Annotated in this window: 19 protein-coding genes; 11 read left to right on the top strand and 8 right to left on the bottom strand. The window is 72.7% G+C overall.

Annotated elements, in window-relative coordinates:
- Positions 1 to 7: 7 nt before the first annotated feature.
- Positions 8 to 766 carry a CoA transferase subunit A gene (locus tag WME83_RS35210; RefSeq protein WP_437314085.1) on the bottom strand — a complete coding sequence of 253 codons (759 nt, stop codon included), beginning with the start codon at positions 764 to 766 and terminating at the stop codon, positions 8 to 10.
- A gap of 151 nt (positions 767 to 917) precedes the next feature.
- Between WME83_RS35210 and WME83_RS35205 the strand changes: the two genes are divergently transcribed.
- The gene (locus WME83_RS35205; protein ID WP_437314084.1) at positions 918 to 2348 is read left to right on the top strand and encodes a penicillin-insensitive murein endopeptidase; all 1431 of its coding nucleotides are present in this window, start codon (positions 918 to 920) and stop codon (positions 2346 to 2348) included.
- A 147-nt stretch (positions 2349 to 2495) separates the two neighbouring features.
- The gene (locus tag WME83_RS35200; protein ID WP_437314083.1) at positions 2496 to 3122 is read left to right on the top strand and encodes a hypothetical protein; all 627 of its coding nucleotides are present in this window, start codon (positions 2496 to 2498) and stop codon (positions 3120 to 3122) included.
- A gap of 92 nt (positions 3123 to 3214) precedes the next feature.
- On the opposite strand, the gene WME83_RS35195 is transcribed toward WME83_RS35200, so the two are convergent.
- Complete coding sequence (locus WME83_RS35195) at positions 3215 to 4399, bottom strand: hypothetical protein (protein WP_437314082.1); 1185 nt, start codon at positions 4397 to 4399, stop codon at positions 3215 to 3217.
- A gap of 92 nt (positions 4400 to 4491) precedes the next feature.
- Here WME83_RS35195 and WME83_RS35190 point away from each other — a divergent pair, with 92 nt between their 5' ends.
- Both WME83_RS35190 and WME83_RS35185 read left to right on the top strand, forming a co-directional pair.
- On the top strand, positions 4492 to 7323 hold the full coding sequence (locus WME83_RS35190; RefSeq protein ID WP_437314081.1) for an ATP-binding protein: 2832 nt from the start codon (positions 4492 to 4494) through the stop codon (positions 7321 to 7323).
- A gap of 38 nt (positions 7324 to 7361) precedes the next feature.
- Complete coding sequence (locus WME83_RS35185) at positions 7362 to 7850, top strand: acyl-CoA thioesterase (protein ID WP_437314080.1); 489 nt, start codon at positions 7362 to 7364, stop codon at positions 7848 to 7850.
- Positions 7851 to 7889: 39 nt separating this feature from the next.
- Here WME83_RS35185 and WME83_RS35180 read toward each other — a convergent pair whose 3' ends face one another.
- Together WME83_RS35180 and WME83_RS35175 are read right to left on the bottom strand one after the other, a co-directional pair.
- Positions 7890 to 8633 (bottom strand): M15 family metallopeptidase, encoded by a 744-nt coding sequence (locus tag WME83_RS35180; RefSeq protein WP_437314079.1) that lies wholly within the window; start codon positions 8631 to 8633, stop codon positions 7890 to 7892.
- Between the two features lie 149 nt (positions 8634 to 8782).
- Entirely contained in the window at positions 8783 to 9178 is a 396-nt protein-coding gene (locus WME83_RS35175) for a VOC family protein (RefSeq protein WP_437314078.1), read from the bottom strand.
- A gap of 229 nt (positions 9179 to 9407) precedes the next feature.
- Between WME83_RS35175 and WME83_RS35170 the strand changes: the two genes are divergently transcribed.
- Positions 9408 to 9539, top strand: coding sequence for a hypothetical protein (locus WME83_RS35170; RefSeq protein ID WP_437314077.1), 132 nt, complete (start codon positions 9408 to 9410; stop codon positions 9537 to 9539).
- A gap of 359 nt (positions 9540 to 9898) precedes the next feature.
- Positions 9899 to 10570: a DUF2378 family protein gene (locus tag WME83_RS35165; protein ID WP_437314076.1), complete on the top strand. Its 672-nt coding sequence runs from the start codon at positions 9899 to 9901 to the stop codon at positions 10568 to 10570.
- A 400-nt stretch (positions 10571 to 10970) separates the two neighbouring features.
- Here WME83_RS35165 and WME83_RS35160 read toward each other — a convergent pair whose 3' ends face one another.
- Together WME83_RS35160 and WME83_RS35155 are read right to left on the bottom strand one after the other, a co-directional pair.
- A complete protein-coding gene (locus WME83_RS35160) occupies positions 10971 to 12311 on the bottom strand; it encodes a PAS domain-containing protein (protein ID WP_437314075.1) in 1341 nt (446 codons plus the stop codon).
- Between the two features lie 471 nt (positions 12312 to 12782).
- Positions 12783 to 13193: an energy transducer TonB gene (locus WME83_RS35155; RefSeq protein ID WP_437314074.1), complete on the bottom strand. Its 411-nt coding sequence runs from the start codon at positions 13191 to 13193 to the stop codon at positions 12783 to 12785.
- Between the two features lie 377 nt (positions 13194 to 13570).
- Between WME83_RS35155 and WME83_RS35150 the strand changes: the two genes are divergently transcribed.
- Both WME83_RS35150 and WME83_RS35145 read left to right on the top strand, forming a co-directional pair.
- Positions 13571 to 14014, top strand: coding sequence for a gamma-glutamylcyclotransferase family protein (locus tag WME83_RS35150; protein WP_020738752.1), 444 nt, complete (start codon positions 13571 to 13573; stop codon positions 14012 to 14014).
- Positions 14015 to 14186: 172 nt separating this feature from the next.
- A complete protein-coding gene (locus tag WME83_RS35145) occupies positions 14187 to 15992 on the top strand; it encodes an ATP-binding protein (protein ID WP_437314073.1) in 1806 nt (601 codons plus the stop codon).
- Between the two features lie 67 nt (positions 15993 to 16059).
- Here the strand turns inward: WME83_RS35145 and WME83_RS35140 are convergent, their stop codons facing one another.
- Positions 16060 to 17091 (bottom strand): isocitrate/isopropylmalate dehydrogenase family protein, encoded by a 1032-nt coding sequence (locus WME83_RS35140; protein WP_437314072.1) that lies wholly within the window; start codon positions 17089 to 17091, stop codon positions 16060 to 16062.
- A 317-nt stretch (positions 17092 to 17408) separates the two neighbouring features.
- Between WME83_RS35140 and WME83_RS35135 the strand changes: the two genes are divergently transcribed.
- A complete protein-coding gene (locus WME83_RS35135) occupies positions 17409 to 18464 on the top strand; it encodes a serine/threonine-protein kinase (RefSeq protein WP_437314071.1) in 1056 nt (351 codons plus the stop codon).
- A gap of 46 nt (positions 18465 to 18510) precedes the next feature.
- Here the strand turns inward: WME83_RS35135 and WME83_RS35130 are convergent, their stop codons facing one another.
- Positions 18511 to 19377, bottom strand: coding sequence for an oxygenase MpaB family protein (locus WME83_RS35130; RefSeq protein WP_437314070.1), 867 nt, complete (start codon positions 19375 to 19377; stop codon positions 18511 to 18513).
- A gap of 330 nt (positions 19378 to 19707) precedes the next feature.
- Here WME83_RS35130 and WME83_RS35125 point away from each other — a divergent pair, with 330 nt between their 5' ends.
- Positions 19708 to 20052: a sigma-70 domain-containing protein gene (locus tag WME83_RS35125; RefSeq protein WP_437314069.1), complete on the top strand. Its 345-nt coding sequence runs from the start codon at positions 19708 to 19710 to the stop codon at positions 20050 to 20052.
- A 227-nt stretch (positions 20053 to 20279) separates the two neighbouring features.
- Positions 20280 to 20654, top strand: a complete 375-nt coding sequence (gene hpf / locus WME83_RS35120; RefSeq protein WP_020738746.1) for a ribosome hibernation-promoting factor, HPF/YfiA family — start codon at positions 20280 to 20282, stop codon at positions 20652 to 20654.
- Positions 20655 to 20669 lie beyond the last annotated feature (15 nt).

Genomic DNA, 20669 nt, shown 5'->3' with positions numbered 1-20669 from the left:
CCCGCGCCTAGGCGGCCGGCGCCTTGCGCACCGTGCGCCGCTCGATCCGCTTCTCGAAGCGCTCGCCCTGGAAGATCCGGTGCACGAAGATCCCGGGCGTGTGGATGTGGTCCGGGTCGAGCGAGCCGACCTCGACGAGCTCCTCGACCTCGGCGATCGTCACCTTCGCGGCCATCGCCATCATCGGGTTGAAGTTCATGGCGGTGTGGCGGTAGACGAGGTTGCCGAACCGATCGCCCTTCCAGGCCTTCACGAGCGCGTAGTCGCCGCGGATGGCCGGCTCGAGCACGTAGTCGCGCCCGTCGAACTGCCGCACCTCCTTCTTCTCGGAGTACTTCTTCACCGTGCCGTCGGGGTTGTAGAGCACCGGCAGCCCGCCCTCGCTGATGGCCGTGCCCGCCCCGGTCGGGGTGTAGAACGCGGGGATCCCGGCGCCCCCTGCGCGGATGCGCTCGGCCAGCGTGCCCTGCGGCGTGAGCTCGACCTCGAGCTCCCCGCTCAGGTACTGCCGCTCGAACTCCTTGTTCTCGCCGACGTACGACGAGATCATCTTCCGGATCTGGCGGTTCTGCAGGAGGATCCCGAGGCCGAAGCTGTCGACCCCGCAGTTGTTGGACACGACCACGAGGTCCTTCGTGCCGAGCTCGCGGAGCGCGGCGATGCAGTGCTCCGGGATGCCGCAGAGCCCGAAGCCGCCCGAGAGGATCGTGGCGCCGACCGGGATGTCCCGCACGGCGTCCAGCGCGCTCTTGTAGACCTTGTCCATGGCCGACCGAGAGGTACCCCAACTGGCCGCGAGGCAAAAGCCTCCGCTGCGGCCGCGGTACGCCGGGACGCCGGGACGCCGCAGCGCGGCACGGGGGCCGGACGGCGCCGGCTTCTTGGCCCTGCCCGCCGAAACCCCGTAACGCACCGGTGTGCCTCGACCGATCTCCGTGCTGTTCACGATCCTGGCGCTCTCCTTGCCCAGCGCCCCGGCGGCCGCCGCGGCGCCGGACGCCCCGGCGCGCTCGCAGGCGCGCTCTGCCGCGGAGGCGCTGGCGCGCTCGAAGACGCGCGGCGCCGAAGCGGCGGCGGGCTCGAAGACGCGCGGCGCCGAAGCGGCGGCGGGCTCGAAGGCGCGCGGGGCCGCGGGCACGCGGGCGCGCGCGGCCGCCCCGCGCGCGCGGCTCACGCGGGACGTCGGCAACGGCCACCGCCCCCGCGCCGGCGGCGCAGGGCCGCGATCGTCCGAGCCGGCCAAGACCAAGCCCGCGCCCAAGCCGCCCGCCGCGTCGGTCGGCCACCCGAACGAGGGGCACCTCGAGGGCGGCGTGCGGCTCGACACCTCGCGCAAGGACATCCGCGTCGTGCCCGCCTACGCGCACGCCGACGTGCGCTGGGGGCTGCCGGCGCTCGTCGGCATGATCGAGCGCGCGGCGCGCGGCGTGGCCAAGCGCTTCCCGGGCGCCGTGCTCGAGGTCGGCGACCTGTCGCGCCAGCGCGGCGGCGACGTCCACCGCCACAACTCCCACGAGAGCGGCCGCGACGTCGACCTCGGCTTCTACGCGCTCGACGGCCGCGGCAAGCAGGTCCACGCGCCGTACTTCCTGCGCTTCAACGCCCGGCTCGCCTCGACCAACCTGCCCGGGGCGCGCTTCGACCTGCCGCGCAACTGGCTGCTCGTGCAGCACCTGCTCACCGATCCCCGCGCCCACGTGAGCCACATCTTCATCTCCGATCCGCTGCGGCACGCGCTGCTCACCCACGCCAAGCGCATCGGCGTCTCCCGCGCGCTGCTCGTCCGCGCGCAGCTCGCCATGATGCAGCCGACGGGCTCCGAGCCGCACGACGACCACATGCACGTGCGCATCTCCTGCCCGAGCGCCATGCGCGGCAGCTGCATCGAGCTCGCGAAGAACGCCCCCTCGTTCCGCACGCGCGCGCGCATGGCGAAGGCGGCCAAGGGGCTCCGGACCCCGGCGTCTCCGGGCGCGCGGGCCGCGCGCCCGCAGGCCGCGCCCGCGGCGCCCGCGCCGGAGCGGCCGCGCGAGGCCGGCGCGAGCGGGCGCGACGCCGCGAAAGGCCCGCGCCGCGAGGACGCGCGCCGCGAGGACCCGCGCCGCGAGGACGCGCGCCGCGAGGACCCGCGCCCTGACAAGGCCGAGCGCCGCGCCGCGCCCCGCGCCGGCGAAGCCGACGCGATCCCCCTCGCCGCCGCGCGCGCGGCGGCGCAGCAGCCCATGGGCCGCCTCGACCTGTCCTTCCTGCGGCCCTCCACGTCCCAGGAGGACGTCGAGGCCGATTCGGACGGCGCCGACGCGAGCGGCGCGCTCGACGACAGCGGTGCGCTCAAGATCACGGACTGAGCCGCCTTCCCCCCGCGCGCCGCCGCAGCAACATGCGTATAACGCATTGCATTGCAGGTGGTTCCGCAATCTGGGATCGGGACGCCAGCGCGTCTTTACCGCGACAGAAGACCTCGGGCAGACTGGGGCGAAATCATGGGGGTGTTCATGCGGCAAGCGGACTCCCAGACCTCGATTCCCACGCTTCCATCCGCTCCGTCGCTGGTCGCGAAGGAGCATGATCGCCGGGCGCTGTTCGCGGCGCTCACGTTCGTCGACAAGCCTCCCCGCAGCGCGGCGGCGCTCTCGGGCTGGTTCGAGAAGCACCTCGTGGCGCCCGGGCGGATGCGGCGCCCGACCTATGTGACGGAGGGCTTCTCCATGCAGGTGGCGCTCGGCCCGACCGCCCCGGAGGAGCCGGACGAGTCCGAGCTCCAGGCGCTCGTCGAGGCGGCGCGGTTCCGGGTGCTCTCCTCGCTCCGCGCCCTCATGCCGCCCGCCGCGGACGATCGCTTCCTCGCCGCGGCGATCGACGACGGGCGCGTGCGCCGCGCCGGCGACGGCGCGCTCTGGGAGCCGTGCCCGCGCGAAGAGGACCTGCTCAGCGACATCGTCCTCAGCCTGTTCGCCGCGGATATCCTGAGCTACCGCGAGTTCCACGACGCCTATCTCTGCGTCTGCAAGACCTGCCTCCGCATCGACTTCGATCCGAGCCGCTCCGGCCGGACCGGCTGCCCCGAGCACCAGCCGACCGCCACGGTCAACGTGATGCGCCGCAGCCGCCCGCCGCTCTGACGCCCGGCGCGCGGTCGCACGGGCCGGCGCGGCCGCGGTCGCACGGGCCGGCGTCGCGCGCCGGCGCGGCGCAGGGGCTCAGCGGCAGCGGCTCAGAGGCAGCCGAGCCGGCACCGGGACGCCTGCTCCAGGCACGTCGACAGGCAATTCTGGTAGCGCTGGTACTGGCTGCCCTGCGTGGGCTCCTTGCCGCATTGCGTTGCCCTGCACGCCTGGTGCTTCCGCTCGCACGCCCCCACGCACCCCGCATTGCCGCCGGCGGGCGCGTTGGCGGCCGCGGCGGCCGCGCGCGGCGCCGCCCCGGGGGCGTCCGGCCGAGCGGCCGGGGCCTCTGCCGCCGGCGCGTCGCTCCCCTGCGCCGGGGCCGCCCGCTGCGCCGCGTGGGTGGGCGCCGGCCCGCAGCGCTCGAAGGCGCGGCGCATCACGTCCTCCGCGGCGCCGGGCGGGATCTCGCACGCCCGCGCCACGCTCTCGATCCGGCGCTCGATCGCGGCGGCCGCGCGCGCCGCGACCCCGTCCGGCCGGGCGGCCGGCGGCGCGGGCGTGGGCGCGGCGCTCGCGGCGCGCGCGGGCGTCGCCTCGCCGTCCGGCGCGCTCGACGCCCGGCCGATCAGGAAGGCGACGACCAGGCTGGCCACCACGAGCCCCAGCGCGGCGAGCAGGAACCGCGGATCGACGCGGCGCCCGGCCCGGGCCGGCGCGCGCTCCGCGGCGCCCGGCGGGCCGGCCGGGCGCGCCGGCCCGGCGGCGCCGCGCGGCCGCGCCGCCGCGGGCTCCGGCGTGGGGACGGTCGGCGTCCGTGTGGTCGGCGGGATGGGCGGCGGCGCCAGCGTCGCGACCTCGGTGGGAGGCGACGGCACCGGCAGCGGCGCGAGGTTCGGCAGCGGCGCCGGGCGCGGGATGTCGGTGTGCGCCGGCGCCTGTGCGATCGACGAGGCGGGCGGCACCGTCGGCATGTCGGGCCACTCCACGAGCGGCCGCACCGCGCGGAGATGCGCGACGAGCGACCAGAGCTCGCGCCGCTGCTCGAAGCGGCGGACGAGCTCGTGCGCCGCCCCCTGCATCCCCCGGTCCCAGGGGATGTCGGGCACGCCGAGCTCTTCTGCGAAGCGGCGCAGCTCGGCCAGGCTGAAGCAGGCCGCGATGCGCCCGCGGATCTCCGCGGCATTGCGCGCCGTGCTACCGGCGCCCGGCGGCGTCCCCGTGACCTCGTCGTCCACGCCCCGCAGCTTACCGCACGCGCCACCGAAGCCGAACCTGGTATAGGCTCGGGACATCGTGTCCCGCGCTGCGGCGCCCGAGGACGCGGAGGCAGGGAGATGAGCCGAGGGGAGTGCCCCGCGCTGCGGCACCCGGGGACGTGGAGGCCATGGAGATGAGCCGAGAGGACAGTGCAACTGGCGCAGCGACGCCCGCCCCCGCACCGCTCGTCGGGCGCGAGGCCGAGCTGTCGGCGCTGGCCCGCGCCCTCGACGCGGTCGAGCGGGAGCGTTCGACGCGGACCGTGACCCTCGTCGGCCCGCCGGGCATCGGCAAGAGCCGGCTCGTACGCGAGTTCCTCGAGGGGCGGCGCGAGGGCTCGGCCGCGCTGCGCGTCTACGCGGGCGCCGCCGGCGACGTGGCGTCCGCGTACGGCATCTTCGCGCGGCTCCTGCGCGCCCGCTTCGGCCTGTCGGACGCCATGGACAAGGACGCGGCCCGCGCCGAGGTCCGCGCGCAGGTCGCGCACGTGATGGGCGACCGCAAGGTCGGCGACGTCATCTATTTCCTCGGCCAGTTCATCGGGCTCGCGTTCGGCGACAGCCCGCTCACCCGCGCCGTGCAGGACGACCCGGCGCAGGGCGACCTCATCCGCCGCGCCGTGCTGAAGGCGTTCCTCGAGGCGGACGCGGCCCAGGGCCCCATGCTCCTCGTCTTCGAGGACCTCCACGCGGCCCACGACGACTCGCTCGCGCTCCTGCGCTACCTCGTCGAGTACCTCGCGGGCCCGATCCTGATCGTCTGCGCGGCCCGCCCGGAGCTGCTCACCCGCCAGGACGACTGGGGCAAGGTCGGCGAGCGGCGCCACGCGCTTGTCGAGCTCACGCCGCTCGGCGAGGCCGAGGCGGCGGAGCTGGCGAGGGCGCTGCTCGCGCCGTGCACGCCGCGCGGCGGCGACGACGTCGTCGTCGTCGACGCCGCGGGGGCGGAGTCGCAGGCCCGGCCGGGCGCGCCGGCCGAGCTCGTCGAGGCGGCCTGCGCCTTCGCGAACGGCAACCCGGCGCTCATCGAGCAGATGGTCCGCATCTGCCACGACCAGGGGGTGATCGAGGAGCTCGCGCCCGACTCGGGCGGGCCGCGCTGGCGCGTGCACCTCGGGAAGCTGTCGACGGCGCGCCTCCCGGCGACGGTCGAGGACGCCGTGAACGTCCGCCTCGCCGCGCTCGATCACGACGGCCGGCAGCTGCTCGAGCAGGCCGCGACCATCGGCCCGGTGTTCTGGAGCGGCGCGCTGTTCGTGCTCGGCCGGGCCGGCTGTCAGGCGCCCGAGCTCTGGGGCGAGGAGCAGAGCGACAGGGATCTCGACCGGATCAACGCCGCGCTCCGCTCGCTGTGCGACCGCGGCTACCTGCGCAGGCAGGGCGAGTCGAGCTTCGCGGGCTCGGACGAGTACGTGTTCGTGCACGACAAGGAGCGCGAGGCGCTCCAGAAGCGGATGAGCGCCGCGGCCCAGCGGCGGTACCACCACGCGATCGCCGAGTGGCTGGAGCAGCAGGTGGCGGTGCGCGCCAGCGAGGAGCTCCTCGCCGAGCTCGCGACGCACCGCGAGCGCATCGGCGACGCGGTGCGGGCGGGGCTGTCGCTGCTCGACGCCGGGGACGTGGCGCGCGGGCGCTACTCGAACGCGAAGGCCGCGGAGTACTACGCGCGCGGGCTGTCGCTGCTCGGCGACGCGCACGTCGCGCGGCGCATCGACGCGCTCCACGACTACGGCGACGTCCTTCAGCTCGCCGGGCGCATCGACGACGCGCTCGCCGCCTTCCGCGAGATGCTGACGCTCGCCTACCGGCTCGACAACCGGCGCAAGGGCGGCGCCGCGCACAACCGCATCGGGCGGCTCTACCGCGACAGCGGCTCGCTCGACGAGGCCGGCAAGCACCTCACCACCGCGCTCCGCCTGTTCGAGGGCGCGCGGGACGAGCGGGGGATCGCGTCGACCATCGACGACATCGGCAAGCTGCACTGGCTCCGGGGCGAGTACCAGGAGGCGCTCAAGTGGCTGCGCGACGCGCTCGCCCGCCGCGAGCGGATGGGCGACCGCCGCTCGATCGCGCTGTCGCTGAACAACCTCGGGCTCGCCCTGCAGGATTCGGGGGAGTTCAAGCAGGCGCTCAACACGTTCGAGCGGTCGCTCGCGATCCGGCGCGAGATCTCGGACCTGCTCGGGGTCGTGGTGAGCCTGAACAACCTCGGGATGATCGCCCAGGATCAGCGCGACCACCGCCGCGCCCTGAAGCTGTTCGAGGAGGCGCTGGAGGTGGCGCGGCAGGTCGGCGATCGCAACCGGACGGCGCTCATCCTGACGAACATCGGGGGGACGCTCTACCGGAGCGGCGATCCCGACGAGGCGGTGCGGGTGCTGCAGCAGGCCGAGGAGCTCTGCGACGAGCTGGGCGACCGGCTCGGCCTGGCGGAGGCGCGGCGCGCGCTCGGGAAGGCGTACATGCTCCGGGGCGACCTGGAGAAGGCGCGCGACTCGATCAGCCGTGCGGTGGACCTGTTCGCCTCGGTGCGGAGCAAGGTGCACCTCGGCATCGCGCTCCGGACGCTCGGCGAGATCACGGCGGCGGGCGGCTGGGGCAGCGCGAACACGAAGAGCGCGCGCGCGTATTTCGCGCGGTCGGTGAGCATCTTCGAGGAGACGGGGAACGAGCTGGAGCTCGCGCGCACGTTCCAGGCCTACGCGCGGTTCTTGACGACGGACCGGAGCTTCGTGGCGAACATGGCGGCGCGGCGCGAGGCGGTGACGATGAACGAGCGGGCGGAGGCGATCTTCGGCCGGCTGAAGATCACGTCGATGCGCTTCGAGGACGAGCCCACGCTGCCGACCGGGCCGCCGGGGCTCGCGAAGCAGCCGGTGTCCTCGCCGACCCCGGGTCGGGCGGGCACGGCGGACGAGCCGTCGTTTCCGAGCCCGGGGCGGGCGTCCACGTCCAGCTAGCTCGAGCGGTCCTGGGGCCGCGGTGATACACCTGCCGGGTGAAGGCCCACCACGAGAAGCGCGCCTCCGATTCGGTCACGACCATGACCGAGTACGTCCTGCCGACGCACGCGAACGCGCTCGGATCGATCTTCGGCGGGCAGGTGCTCGCCTGGATCGACCTGTGCGCCGCCATCTGCGCGCAACGGCACACCGGCAGCACCGTCATCACCGCCGGCATCGACGACCTCTCGTTCGACCGCGGGAGCAAGGTCGGTCAGGTCGTGCGCCTGGCCGCGCGGGTGACCGCGACCTTCCGCACGTCGCTCGAGATCCTCGTGTCCGTCGAGGGGGAGGACGCAGCCACGGGCGACGTCTGGCCCATGGTCACGGCCTTCGTGACGTTCGTGGCCGTCGACGCGTCGCTGCGGCCGACCGCCGTACCGCCGCTCCGGCTGGAGACGGACGAGGACCGCCGCCTCGCCGAGGCCGCGGCGGAGCGGCGCGCGCGGCGGCTCTCCCGGCGCGGGGGCGGCCGCAGCGCGTGAGCGCCGGCGCGGAGGCGGCGCAGCGCGCGAGCGCCGGCGCTACTTCTTCTTGAACCGGTCGGGATTCCCGAGGAACTCGAAATGCATCGTGTCCTCGAGGTCGTCGTGGCCCAGCCAGTCGAAGCCGTAGCGCTCGAACGCCTTGATCCAGCAGCGGGAGAGGGACGTGCGCTCGTAGGCGGTGCGGTTCTTCTCCTGGCAGAGCGGGCTCGTGGGCCACGGATCGACGCAGCCGCAGCACGGGTTCCGGTCGGGATCGATGTCGATGGCGATGCCGAACAGGTGGTTCGAGATCTCCGCGCCCCGGTAGCTGTTCGCCGTGCGGAACCCGCCGACGGCGCGCGGCGTGTAGCGGCGGGACTTGCTGGAGCACGTCGCGCGGATCCGCTTCTCCACGCAGTGGAGCGCGGGCGCGATCTTCTCGTGGATGGAGACCGGCAGACCCATGAACTGCACGGTCTTCGCCTGGGAATGGGCGCTCTCGGAGTTGTAACGCCGCGTCTCCTCGGTCTCGACGTGGCCGTAATGCTCGGCGAGGTAGCGGACCGCCTTGGCGTGCTTCCTCGGGTTGAGCATGCCCTTCTGGACGAAGGTGCGCCGCTTCAGGAACTTCTGCGGGCTCTGCACGCGGCACTCGTACTGCGTCGTCTTCTTGCTCTTGCCCCGCGCGGCCTCCTTCGCCTCGGCGACGGGCCCGCCGCCAAGCCCCGAAGGGCCGGCCGCAAGCAGGGCGAGCGCTGCTGCCACGAGCAGGTGCACCCGTGTCCGGCCGTTCGCGTTCACGCGCGGAGGTTAAGCAGGCCGGGTCAGGGACGGCAAGGACTTGCCGCAGGAGCCCGTCAGGAGAGCGCTGTCAGGTGACAGGGCGCACCCTCTCGGCCGGCTGCGCGCTGCGTCGCGGCGACGGCGCCGCCGCGGCGCAGCGGTCGATCTCATGGGGTGGACCACGGCGAGCAGATCTCCACGAGCACGCCGTTCAGGTCGCGCACGTAGGAGACGCGCTGGCCCCAGGGCATGTCGTGGGGCTCCGCGACGGGCGCGGCGCCGGCCTGGACCGCGCGCGCGAACGCCGCGTCGACGTCCTTGCTGGTCACGATGATCTCGAACCCGGCGGGACGCGCGCCGGGCCGGTTCTTCACGAACTCGGGCAGGTGCTTCTGGACGAACTCCTCCCGCACGAACCCGAGCGGCACGTCGCCCTGCATCTCGCAGTAATCGTTGCCGTCGGCGACGAACTTGCGCTCGAAGCCGAACGCGCGCTCGTAGAACGCCGCGGCTTCCACCGCGTCGGGCACATAGACGACCACGCCACCCAATCCTGTCTTCATCAGAGCCTCCTCGCGGGACTTCCGCCCACGCGCTCCGGCACCCTACGGCGGCCCTCCTGACAGCGTGCTGTCAGGAGACGCGGCGGCCTCCTGACAGCGTGCTGTCAGGAGACGCGGCGCCCTCCCGACAGCGCGCCTCGCCGCGCTGCACAAGGCGCAGCGGGAGATCGATCGCCGGCTCATCGCAGCCCGCGAGCCGCGCTCCGCGGACGCAGCTCCGGACAGCGAGGTGCAGATTCTGCGCAGCGATCACGTTCAGGTCGGGCGCGCGAAGCCGCCGCTGCGCGACGAGCTCTTCATGGCCGAGGAGCTCCCGCTGCGCGCGGCGGAGTTCCGCGAGAACGGCCTGCCGGTGCGCTGATGGCGCGTTTGACGCGGTGTTCCTTCGGCCAGGACGCTCGCGGATGTGTCTCTGCACACGCGCGCTCGTGCCGGGCGTGGAGGTCGGTACCGTCCTGGCCATCGGCCCCGGTTGCACCGCTGAAGCGGCGTTTCATCCATGCAAGGGAAATCCGCCGTGAATCCCCTTGTTCGTGCGGTGACTCGTCCCCGGATCGAGCGGCATGGCCGTTGCAGCGTCGGGAGCGTCCCCTCCGCTGCGGTGGTTGCCGCAAGCGGCCCCGTGTTGAGATTTTTTTCGCGGCGAGCTCCCATATGAAAGAGGTCCGCAGCGACCAGCGCCGGCAAGCCAACGAGACGCCGATTCCCAGGAGCGGTGTCATGCGCACCGTGCCTCGAAGCGTCATGCCGGCGAGCGCGCCGGCCTCCGAGGGGCCGCTCGTGGGGCCGAACGGTGCGTCCTTCGAGGTGCGTCCGTCCGATCCGCTCCTCGGCAACATCGACATCGACGCCGTGGTGGCGGCGGTCCCCGAGTTCTACGCGATGAAGGGGATGTTCTTCAACGCGCTGGCGGCGACGCTCGGGGAACGGTTCGCGCAGGTGGTGGCGACGCTGTCGAGCCCGCCGCGCGGCGGGCTTTACCTGCCGTTCTCGGACTATCCGATGCGCGACTTCCTGCGCGTCTACGACGCCGCCGCCCGGCTCTCGCACCCGAACCGGAGCTCGCGCGAGGCCTACCGCCGCCTCGCGCGGCAGCAGGTCGCGGCGTTCCGGGAGAGCGCGCTCGGTCGGATCACGATGCACCTGGCGACCGACCCGGGCGCCGCGCTGATGCGCTACACGGGCAGCCTCGGCGCGCTCGTGAAGGGGCCGTCGGCCAGGGCGCGGCAGCTGGGGCCGTCGGAGGTGCAGATCGACATCGGCAGCTTCCGCGGGATGCTGGAGTACCCGCTCGGGAATTTCGAGGCGCTCGTCATGGGGTACGGGGCCAGGCCGACCATCGCCGTCGAGGTGCGAGGGCCGGACGCGCTGCAGTTCCTGGTGAGCTGGTAGGGCCCGCGCCGGCGGGAGGGTCAGCGCGGCGGGGGCGGGTGGGCGCTCGGCCATCCGCCAAGACGGGCGGCGTGGGAGCTTGCGCTGAGAACACCGCCCGGCATGTCTCCCTTCGGGCCATGCCATCTGGGACGTTATGTTGCGCGCCACACAAGGCGCGCCTGGGACGCCGAGCCCTCGGGGACCTTATGGCACCTCGGTCGGTGCTCGCCGCGCCCACCCGCCCCCGCCGCGCTGACCCTCCCGCCGGCGCTACGGTGGTGAAGGGGGCGGTTCATCCGATCGAGGAGCGATCGGCGGGCGGACACGGCGGCTCATGCCGAGTCGCCGACAGCGCGTGATACGACAGGGCGAGCCCAGGCGCCGTCGGCGGTCCGAGATTCCGCTTTATCGGACGGAGTCAACCTGCTTGTCGCGAGCGCGCCGTGTGGCGGAGGGCGTACGCGATGCCGCTTTGCAAGGTGCCGAGCGTGGTGATTCCGGACAGGTCCACGCCGAGCGTGACCAGCGTCTGCGCCACGTCCGGGCCGACGCCGGTGAGCACCACGCGGGTGCCGAGCAGCTGGGCAGCGCGCGCGGTCCGCGTCAGGGCGTCCGCAACGTGCGTGTCGACGGCGCGTACGCCCGTGACGTCCAGGATCGCGGTGTGGGCGCCGTGATTGCTGATGCCGGCGAGCAGCGTCTCCATGATTTGCGCCGCGCGCGCGGTGTCGATCGTCCCCACCAGCGTCATCGCCACCACCCGGTCGGCGATCGGGATGAGCGGCGTGGACAGCTCCCGTAGGGCAGCCTGCTGGGCGAGGATGATCTTCTCCTGCAGCGCGGCCCGTTCGGCCTCAGCATGCCTCAGCGACGTGGTGTTGGTGACGACGCCGCCGAGGCCGATCGGCTCGCCACGCTCGTCGAAGATGGGGAATTTGACCGTGGAGAAATGAATGCTCGTGTCCCCGAGCATCAGGACCTCCTCGCACTGCACCTCCTTCCCCCCGGCGAGCACATCGCGCTCTCTCGCCACGAGCTCGTCGATGGCCTCGGGGGCGAGGGGGCTCAACTCATGTTCATCCTTGCCGATGACGTCGACGACGTGCCTCTGATAGACCTCCGCGTGAGCGCGGTTGGAGAAGACATAACGCCCGTCGATGTCCTTGACGAAGATGGAGTTGCGCGAGTGGTCCACCAGCTGAAGGAGCAGCTGGAGCCGCCCGAGCAGCGCGTGCTCCCTCCACGGCGGGTCGCTGGCGTCCTCCACGATCGCCGCGATCTCGCGCGCGGCCCCGCGGTCGTCGCGCAGCACCGCGTAGGTCCACCGGCAGCGGCGCGCCTGCCCGTCTTTCGTCCTGCCCTCGCTCGTGACCGAGGCGAACCGGTTCTCCGTCCAGTCGAGCATGAGCGCGCGCACCGCGTCCGGGGACACGGGATCTGCGGCCACGAGGTCGGAGAGCGCGCGACCGACGGCCTCGCCCCCGCTCCAGCCGAAGAGGCGCTCGGCGCCATCGTTCCACCGCGTCACCGTGCCATCGGGGCGCCAGCGGATCTGCGCCGGCTCTCGTGCGAGCAGCCACGCGAGCGCGGCGAGCGCGCCGTGAGCGTCCGCGCTCGCCGCGCCGCGCGACGCGACTTCGTCGGCCGCAGGGCCGTTGGACCGCTCCGCGAGCGCCCTCTCCAGCTCCTGCACGCGCGCGTGCAGCGCCGTGATCTCTGCCCTGAGCCGCCCGGTCTCCCCCAGCCCGTCGTCTGTCATTGCCAGTTGCTCGACTGTAGGCGGAGCGTGCGCGCGTTTGCAAGGTTGTCGCGGAGCGCACGCAGCTCGGGGCAAACCGAGCGTCGCCTGGCCCACAATGCCGAGCGGCGTCGACCCGAGCTTCTGCCGTACGAGGTCGTGTCGCAACGCGCGGAGAACAACCCGCTGGACGGTGGATGTCGGCGGATCGAGAGGCGCTCAGATCGGCTCGGGCTCGTTGGGCTCGGCCTTCTTCCTGGCGCTGGTGGCACGGGACCGAGTCGCTCCGCCGCCGCCTTCACGTCTTTGCGATCGAGCGCCTCGATCATCGCGCTCATGCGCACCCATCGCTAGGAATGACCCACCCGCACGAAACCCATGCCCGCCTGATGTCGGCGACGGCACGCTCTCCCCGAGGCGCCGGCAGTTCACCGGCGTTGGCCATCGCGACGCACGATGCGGCCCGGCGGGGCTCACGCCGCGGGCGGCGGATTACCGATCGGTCGAGGGCAGCGGTTTCCTGAAGTAGCGGACCGTGATTGGCGGCGTCCAGGCAGGGATCGGTGCTCCAGACCTGTCTTTCATCGGCACGTAACGTTTCGTCATTGCGCACTGGGCTGCGGCCGAGCCGAAGCCGTGGCCAGAGTCCTGCAGGATCATTGCTCGTCGGGGGGAGCCGTCGAGCTCGACGTAAACCCTCACGACAGCGGTGCCCTCGTCGATGGCGTTCTTGTCTGCCTCCTCGGGAAAACCGCACGCCCACGTTCCACGGCGTGCCGGAAGCTCGCGCGCTGCGTCCTGCTGCGCGGCACCCGGCGTCGCGGCCGTCGTGGCCTCGCATGCGGTCGCGGTCCCTAGGGGCAGGAGCAGAAGCGTCGCGATCACGCGGCTGGGGCGTTCCATCAGGAGACGATATCACCGAGCGACTGCGGTGGTGTCGCCGCGCTGTCTCGCGCGACAAACGCGTGGGCGCCTCGTCCCAGGGCGAGAGACCACGGCGAGATGGGTTGTGGCGAAGATCGACGCACGCGAGGCGCGCATTCGCCCACGCGCAGACGGGACAGCCACAGGGCCGCTCCATCTCCCTTCATCGCTGCACCGACCCTCGTCCGAGCTCCACACCCGAGTCGCAGCTCCCCCGCCACACAGGTGCAACGTTCCCATGGCGCTGCAGCTCCCCCGCGCGCCCGCCGGCGCCCTCCCGGCCGACCTTGCGCCCGCCCCCTCCCTTTGCGAGGGTCTCTGCCGGGCCGCCGAGCCCTTCCCGAGGACCACGCCCGATGACCACCAGCGAGATCGCGCTCTTCGTCTACGACAACCTCATGAAGGGCGAGGACCAGCACGAGTGGCTCGCGGCAGCCCGCCCGCTCGGGGCGGCGACCACGACCCCCCAGTACGCGCTCGTCGACCTGGGCACGAGCGGCGCCCTCGTCGAGGGCGGGCTCGTCGCCGTGACCGGCGAGCTCTACGCCATCGCGCCCGCCGCGCTCGCCGCGCTCGACGTGCACCGGGGTCACCCGATCCTGCACCGGCGCGCCGCCGTACGCCTCGCCGACGGCCGGGAAGCCCAGGCCTACCTCCTCTCGATGGAACAGGCGGCAGGGTGCCGCCGCGTCCGCGAGGGCGACTGGCGGAAACGCCGCGGCGCACCCGGCGCCGCGCGAACGCGGGACAACAGCCCGCTCGTGAGCTGGGCAAAACGCCGCTTCGATCCCTCCCGCTGACCGGCCGCCGGCGGCGCGCGCCGCACACCTCCGCTCGCTCGCTCAGCCTATATGTCCAACCCGCCCGTTCGCTCGCGCCATCCCCATAGCGCACGCGGCGCCATCGCATCGACGTGCCATCCGCTCGAGCGGCACCTACCTCCGCAGGTGCTAGGCCAAGATGGAGGGACGCATGACGACGATCTCGGCGCATGACCGGCCCCCGGGCACCCACGGAGAGCCTGCTGCGGCCGCCGCCCAGCTCGCGGAGGCCATCGTCGCGGCGTCCGCCGCGCTCTCCGGCAAGCGCGACCCGCAGCAGATCCACGACATCATCGTCGAGCAGGCTACCCGGCTGCTCGGCGCCGACCTCTCGCTGCTCCACGACGCGCGCGCGCCCGCGGACGGCGTGCGCGCGATCCGCCTGCTCGCCTCCTCCGGCGCGCCGAGCGCGCTCCACGGGGCGCTCGGCGATCTCACGAGCTCCGCGTCCCTCGCCCTGCTCGCCGCGGAGAGCCGCCGCGTCGAGCACGCAGCGGCGGACGACGCCGCCCTCGAGCGCTTCGCCGACGTGCGCGCGATCGAGACCTGCCTGAAGGTCCGCTGGGTGCTGGCCGCTCCCCTGCTCGCCGCCGGGCGGCTGCTCGGCGTCCTCACCTGCGCGTTCGGCGGCCGCAGCGCGCCCCCAGCGGAGCTCCTCCCGCGCGTCCAGGCCCTCGGCGCGCTGTTCGCCCTCGCGCTCGCCTCTGCCGAGCGCGAGGGCGAGCCGCGCGACGAGCGCGAAGGCGAGCCGCGCGACGAGCGAAAGCCCCGCCGCGCGGTCGTCGCCGCTGCCGCGAGCGCCGAGGCGGCGGAGGCGCAGCCGCGCGCCGAGGCGCTCCTCCGCGACGCCCAGTCCGCGCTCCACGAGGCGAACGCCCGCCTCGCGGCGGAGCAGCAGTGGCTGCGCAGCATCATCGAGGGCTTCCCCGTCGCGATCGCCGTCTTCGACGAGCGCGGCGGCCGCTCGCTCCTCGCGAGCCGCCGCTGCGAGCAGCTCTGCGACGGCCCGCACCCCCTCGCGACGCCCACGTCCGCCCGGCGCGCGCTCCTGTGCGCGCCGGGCGGTCGGCCCCTCCTGCACCACGAGATGCCCCTCGTCCGCGCCGCGCGCGGCCAGGGGATGACCTGCGAGGAGCTGTGGTTCCGGAGGAGCGACGGGAGCCACATCCCCGTCGTGGTGAGCGCCGGCCCCGTCCGCGACGACCACGGCACCATCCTCGGCGCCATCGCCAGCTACGAGGACGTCACCCACTTCATCGAGCGCGAGCGGCTCCGCGAGGAGTGGCTCTCCATCGTGGCGCACGACCTCAAGCAGCCGCTCACCGCGATCACCGCGTGCGCGGGCATGCTGTCGCGACGATCCGAGGCCGCCGACGTCCGCGGCTGGAGCCGGAAGATCCTGGCCAGCGCCCAGCGCATCGAGCGGATGGCCGAGGACCTGCTCGACGCCTCCAAGCTCGAGGCGCGCCGCTTCTCGCTCGACCGGCAGCCGATGGACCTCTGCGCCCAGCTCCGCGCCGCCGTCGAGCTCGCCAACATGGAGCGGCCGGAGCGCGCCGTCGTGCTCGCCGCCGAGGAGGGCGTGCCGCTCGTCCACGCGGACGCGGCGCGCGTCGACCAGGTGGTCGGAAACCTCCTCCTCAACGCCGCCAAGTACGGCGACCCGAGCGCGCCGACCCGGGTGACGCTCTCGCGCGGCGAGGCCGAGGTCGAGGTCGCGATCGAGAACCGCGGGCCGGGCATCCACCCGGACGAGCTGCCGAAGCTCTTTCAGCGCTTCCAGCGGCTCACGTCAGGCCCGTCCAGGAGGAACCTGCCCGGCACGGGCCTCGGGCTCTACATCTGCAAAGGCATCATCGAGGCGCACGGCGGCCGCATCTGGGCGCGGAGCGCGCCGGACGAGACCACGTCGTTCCACTTCACGCTCCCGCTCTCCGAGCCCTCCCAGGGCGGCTGATCCCGCGCCCGCGGCGCGCCGGCGGCGACCTCCGCCGCGCCTTTCGGCGCGAGGTCCCGAGCGCCGCTCAGCCGTTCTTGATGCGCGCCACGATGGCGTCGGTGAGCGCCTTCGTGTCCGCCTTGCCGCCGAGATCGCGGGTGCGCACCCCGTCGACGTTCAGCGCCCCGTCGATCCCGGCGCGCAGGCGGTCGGCGAGGTCCCGGCGGCCGACGTGGTCGAGCATCATCGCGGCGGCGAGCATGAGCGCGATCGGGTTCGCCACGCCCTTGCCGGCGATGTCCGGCGCCGAGCCGTGCACCGCCTCGAAGATGGCGGCGTTCTGGCCGATGTTGGCCCCAGGCGCCATGCCGAGGCCGCCGACGAGACCCGCGATCTCGTCCGAGAGGATGTCGCCGAACAGGTTCGTCGTGACGATGACGTCGAACTGCCACGGGTTCAGGACGAGCTGCATCGCGCACGCGTCCACGATGCGCTCGTCGGTCGCCACGCGGCCCTCGTAGGCCTTGCTCACGTCGCGCGACGTCTCGAGGAAGATGCCGGTGAGCGCCTTCATGATGTTCGCCTTGTGGACGATCGTGACCTTCTTGCGGCCGTTCTTCTCGGCGTAGTCGTAGGCGAACTCGGCGATGCGGCGCGAGCCGACCCGGGTGTTCACGCCGGAGCCGATCGCCACCGCGTGCTCGTCGCTGCCGATCGGGATGTAGTGCTCGAAGCCCACGTAGAGGCCCTCGAGGTTCTCCCGCACGAGCACGATGTCGATGTTCTCGTAACGGCCGCCCGGGATCAGCGTGCGCGCGGGCCGCACGTTCGCGAAGAGCTTGAACTCCTGCCGCAGGCGCACGTTCGAGGAGCGGTATCCGCCGCCGATCGGCGTCTCGAGCGGCCCCTTCAGCGCGAGCTGCGTGCGGTGGATGCTGTCGAGCGTGGCCCGGGGCAGGGGATCGCCGGACTCCTTGACGCCGGCCATGCCGGCCACGCACGTCTCCCACTCGAAAGGCGCGCCGAGCGCGTCGAGGGCGCGCAGCGTCGCCTCCACGATCTCGGGGCCGATACCATCGCCGGGGATGAGGGTCGCAGGATGCTTCTGTGAGGTCACGGGCTCTGTCTCTCGGGCTCGGGGTGGTTCGCGTCGTCCAGGAAAGTTGCACGCATAGTCGAGGTCCGCGCCGCGATCTACCTCCCGGGACGGTAGATCGCGCCCTCGACGGAGCGCGCGCCGCGCGTCCCGTCGTCACCGCCGTCACCGTTACGCTCCACATGTTTCAATTGTTTCGTGCGCTCCGCGCTGGTCCGCGTGGGGCCGTGTCGCTCCGCGTGGATCCGTTTTGTTTCATGTTGGTTTACGTACGATTGCCCGCCCGGGCGCATGTCCCTTGAGGATCCCCGTCCGCGCCGCCATCATGTTGCGCGTCCATGATCTGCCCGCGCTGCCATCGCGGCTACGCCGACCGTTCGTACGCGTTCTGCCCTGACGACGGCGCCCGCCTGGTTCCGTCGCTGTCGGCCGCGCAGCCCGCGCAGCCGACGCGGCAGTTCGGCGCCGTCCTCGAGGACCGGTACGTGATCCAGGGCTTCATCGGCGCCGGCGGGATGTCGCGCGTGTACCTCGCGGTGGACAGCCACACGAAGGAGCAGGTCGCGGTCAAGATCCTGAACCGCACCTTCGCCGCGGACCGGACCCAGCGCGAGCGTTTCCTCCGCGAGCTCGAGGTGGCGGCCGAGCTCGGGCACCCCAACATCATCCGGGTCCTCGACGCGGGCGAGCGCAAGGACGGGTCTCCGTTCATCGTGCTCGAGCTCCTCACCGGCGAGTCGCTCGGCGTCCTGCTCCGCCGCGAGGTGGCCGTGAGCGAGGCCGTCGCGCTGCCGCTGATACGTCAGGCGGCGTCGGCGCTCGCCGCCGCGCACGCGGCCGGGATCGTCCACCGCGACGTGAAGCCGGACAACATGTTCCTCGTCCGCTCCTCGAGCGGCCCGCGCGTGCTCAAGATGATGGATTTCGGCTTCGCCAAGGTGAGATCGGGCCCGGTCACCGCGGCCGGCCTCGTGCTCGGCACCGTCCCGTACATGGCCCCGGAGCAGGCCCTCGCCGATCCGGTCGACGGCCGCACCGACGTCTACGCCCTCGGGGTCACGATGTTCCGCATGCTCGCCGGCCAGCTGCCGTTCTCCTCGCCGGACGACGTGGTGGTCGTCGCCCAGCACGCCTGCGCCCCGGCGCCCCGGCTGAGCGCGATCCGCCCCGGCATCGACCGGCGCCTCGAGGCGCTGGTCGCCACCGCGCTCCGCAAGCTGCCCGGCAACCGCTTCGACTCGATGCAATCGCTCCTGGAGGACGTCGAGCGCATCCTCGGCGTCCGCCGCGGCGATCCGATCGGCGCGCCGCTCCGGAAGTCGCCCGACGTCTACGAGCCGGTGAACCCGGCGGCGCGCGAGGCGCTCAAGTTCCTGCGGCGCCAGCTGCCCTGAAGGACACGCGGCGTCCCCGAGGGCGCGCGGTCGACGTGCGCCGCGGTCAGCGCGCGCCGAGGTCCTCGACGCGGTAGCCGTCCGGATACGTGCGGCTCTTCATCTTGGTGAGCAGGCGCGGCGAGCGCCGCTGCGGCATGGCGCGCAGGAGCGGGCCGCGCGCGCGGAGCGCCGCCTCCACGACGCGGCGCAGCGCCGGCGGCGGCCGCGGCAGCCCGACCGCGTCGAGCAGGGGATCGTCGATGAGCGCGTGGATGACCTGCGCCCCGAGCGGCCACAGGGCCTTCGGCAGCACCCAGCCGAGCATGAGGTCGCGCGTCGCGACCGCGAGCCTGCGGTTGTTCTCCGAAAATCGCAGGTGCTCCGCCTCGTACTCGACGTTGAAGCGCTCGTACGCCTCGTAGCTCGGCGGGATGTCGCGGATGTTCATGAGCGTCCCGACCTGCTTCCAGTAGTGGTACGCCGCGAGCTTCTCTTTCTCGAGCAGCGGCCGCCAGGCGAAGCGCTCGTTCCAGCGGATGGGCTCGAAGATGAACGTCGACAGCGTGTACAGGTACTCGTCGTTCGGGATGGTGTAGCGCCGGTGCTGCTGGTTCATGCGCCGCAGCGCCGTCCGGCCGCGCTCGCTGTCGTATCCGTTCTCCAGCATCTCCGAGAGGATGAGGACCGTGTCGTCGTAGCGCTTCTGGGTCCGCTGCAGGAGCTCCCCTGTCTGCACCAGGAGCGGCGTGCCCTTCGCGATGCCGAAGACGCGGAGCAGCGCGAGCTCGAGGGCGCGGTGCGTGTCCCACGGAAATTCATAGCACGTCGAGAGAAACGCGATCTCCTGATGATCCTGGACCGGATCGAGGTTCGCCTCGATATGGTCGCGGATCGCATAACGCGATCGCGATTTGGGAGGAGCCCAGCGCATAGAGAGATCTCCTGAGTTATATCCGGTCGATGGTTCTATCATACCTCCTCGAATCCTCGCGGAAACGTCGTTGAGCCGGCGCGGACGCCGACGCCGATGCGCCGGCGCCGACGAGACGAGGTGAGGACGGACGCCGGGCGCGGCGTCCTCGACGGGGGGACGAGGCGGCCCGCGCGCCGGCGAGCCGGTTGTTCAGGGCTCCCGCGCGACCAGGCCGCAGCGGCTGCGCGGCGGACGGGCTCGGGACGTCCGGCCGGCTCCGCGCCGAAGGCCATGCGCCGGGGGCGGGGCGCGCGTGCGCGGCCTGCGCGAAGGTGGCACCCTAGCCCCGTGCGGCCTGTCATCGACGACATGATCCAGGAGCTCCTTACTCGCCATCGGTCCACCGGCCGGGTGGACCTCAACGACATCGCCGACGTCATCGACCGCCGGCCGGTGTCGTACGAGGAGGTGGAGCACATCATCGACCGGCTGGAGTCCGAGGGCCTCCGGGTGGCCGAGCCGCTCGACGCGGGCGACGTCGAGGTGCTCCGCGCCGTCCTCTCGAGCGCGAGGCGGCTCGCGGCCGAGCTTGGGCGCACACCCACGATCGGCGAGATCGCGCTGGCCTCTGGCCATGCCCCGCACACGGTGCGCCGGGCGCTGGAACAAGCGGGGCGCGCCAAGACTTGTTGAAGAGGACGCATGCAGGCCGCGCCGGACACAGCGCAGCGCGGCAAGACGCGGGAGAGGCGGCAAGACGCGGCACAGAGCCAGACCGAAAGGGAGGCAAACAAAACGAAGGAGCTGTGCCGTTGAGGGCAGACCGGAGCTCTACGTCAGTGTTATTATCGAGATGGAGGGGAGCTCTGTAGCCGTAGTCGATTGTTTCCTCTACGCATCAGGGAAGGAAGGCTGGCCCGATGAACATCACGATCACGTTCCGGCACATGGTGGGTACCGAGGCCGTCAAAAAGTACGCTCACGAGAAGGTCGCCAAGCTCCAGAAATTTCTTCGTCAGGCGATGACGGCTCAGGTGACCCTCTCCGTCGAGGGGCTGATGCACGTCGCCGACGTCCGCATCTCCTCCGGCAGCCTGGCCTTCCAGGCCACCGAACGGGGTGAGGACATGTACGCGTCGATCGACACGGTCCACGACAAGCTCGAACGGCAGATCCGCGATGGAAAGGGGCACACGATCGCGCGGAAGCGCGGCGGGACGAGCGCCGGCGAGTACGCCGCCGAGGTGGAGCGGGAAGCGGTCGCAGCCGCAGCCGCGGGACGCGGTCGATCCTGAGCCGCCGCGCCCGCC

The sequence above is a fragment of the Sorangium sp. So ce385 genome, from assembly GCF_051474135.1.
Taxonomy (GTDB): Bacteria; Myxococcota_A; Polyangia; order Polyangiales; family Polyangiaceae; genus Sorangium; species Sorangium cellulosum_D.
This window is presented reverse-complemented; position numbering and strand designations above follow the sequence as displayed.

What these genes read in the sequence shown, in the direction of transcription:
- WME83_RS35210 (WP_437314085.1), bottom strand. Translation starts at nt 766, where the DNA reads ATGGACAAGGTCTACAAGAGCGCGCTGGACGCCGTGCGGGACATCCCG.
- WME83_RS35200 (WP_437314083.1), top strand. Translation starts at nt 2,496, where the DNA reads ATGCGGCAAGCGGACTCCCAGACCTCGATTCCCACGCTTCCATCCGCT.
- WME83_RS35195 (WP_437314082.1), bottom strand. Translation starts at nt 4,399, where the DNA reads ATGTCCCGAGCCTATACCAGGTTCGGCTTCGGTGGCGCGTGCGGTAAG.
- WME83_RS35190 (WP_437314081.1), top strand. Translation starts at nt 4,492, where the DNA reads ATGGAGATGAGCCGAGAGGACAGTGCAACTGGCGCAGCGACGCCCGCC.
- WME83_RS35175 (WP_437314078.1), bottom strand. Translation starts at nt 9,178, where the DNA reads ATGAAGACAGGATTGGGTGGCGTGGTCGTCTATGTGCCCGACGCGGTG.
- WME83_RS35165 (WP_437314076.1), top strand. Translation starts at nt 9,899, where the DNA reads ATGCGCACCGTGCCTCGAAGCGTCATGCCGGCGAGCGCGCCGGCCTCC.
- WME83_RS35160 (WP_437314075.1), bottom strand. Translation starts at nt 12,311, where the DNA reads ATGACAGACGACGGGCTGGGGGAGACCGGGCGGCTCAGGGCAGAGATC.
- WME83_RS35155 (WP_437314074.1), bottom strand. Translation starts at nt 13,193, where the DNA reads ATGGAACGCCCCAGCCGCGTGATCGCGACGCTTCTGCTCCTGCCCCTA.
- WME83_RS35150 (WP_020738752.1), top strand. Translation starts at nt 13,571, where the DNA reads ATGACCACCAGCGAGATCGCGCTCTTCGTCTACGACAACCTCATGAAG.
- WME83_RS35145 (WP_437314073.1), top strand. Translation starts at nt 14,187, where the DNA reads ATGACGACGATCTCGGCGCATGACCGGCCCCCGGGCACCCACGGAGAG.
- WME83_RS35135 (WP_437314071.1), top strand. Translation starts at nt 17,409, where the DNA reads ATGATCTGCCCGCGCTGCCATCGCGGCTACGCCGACCGTTCGTACGCG.
- WME83_RS35130 (WP_437314070.1), bottom strand. Translation starts at nt 19,377, where the DNA reads ATGCGCTGGGCTCCTCCCAAATCGCGATCGCGTTATGCGATCCGCGAC.
- hpf (WP_020738746.1), top strand. Translation starts at nt 20,280, where the DNA reads ATGAACATCACGATCACGTTCCGGCACATGGTGGGTACCGAGGCCGTC.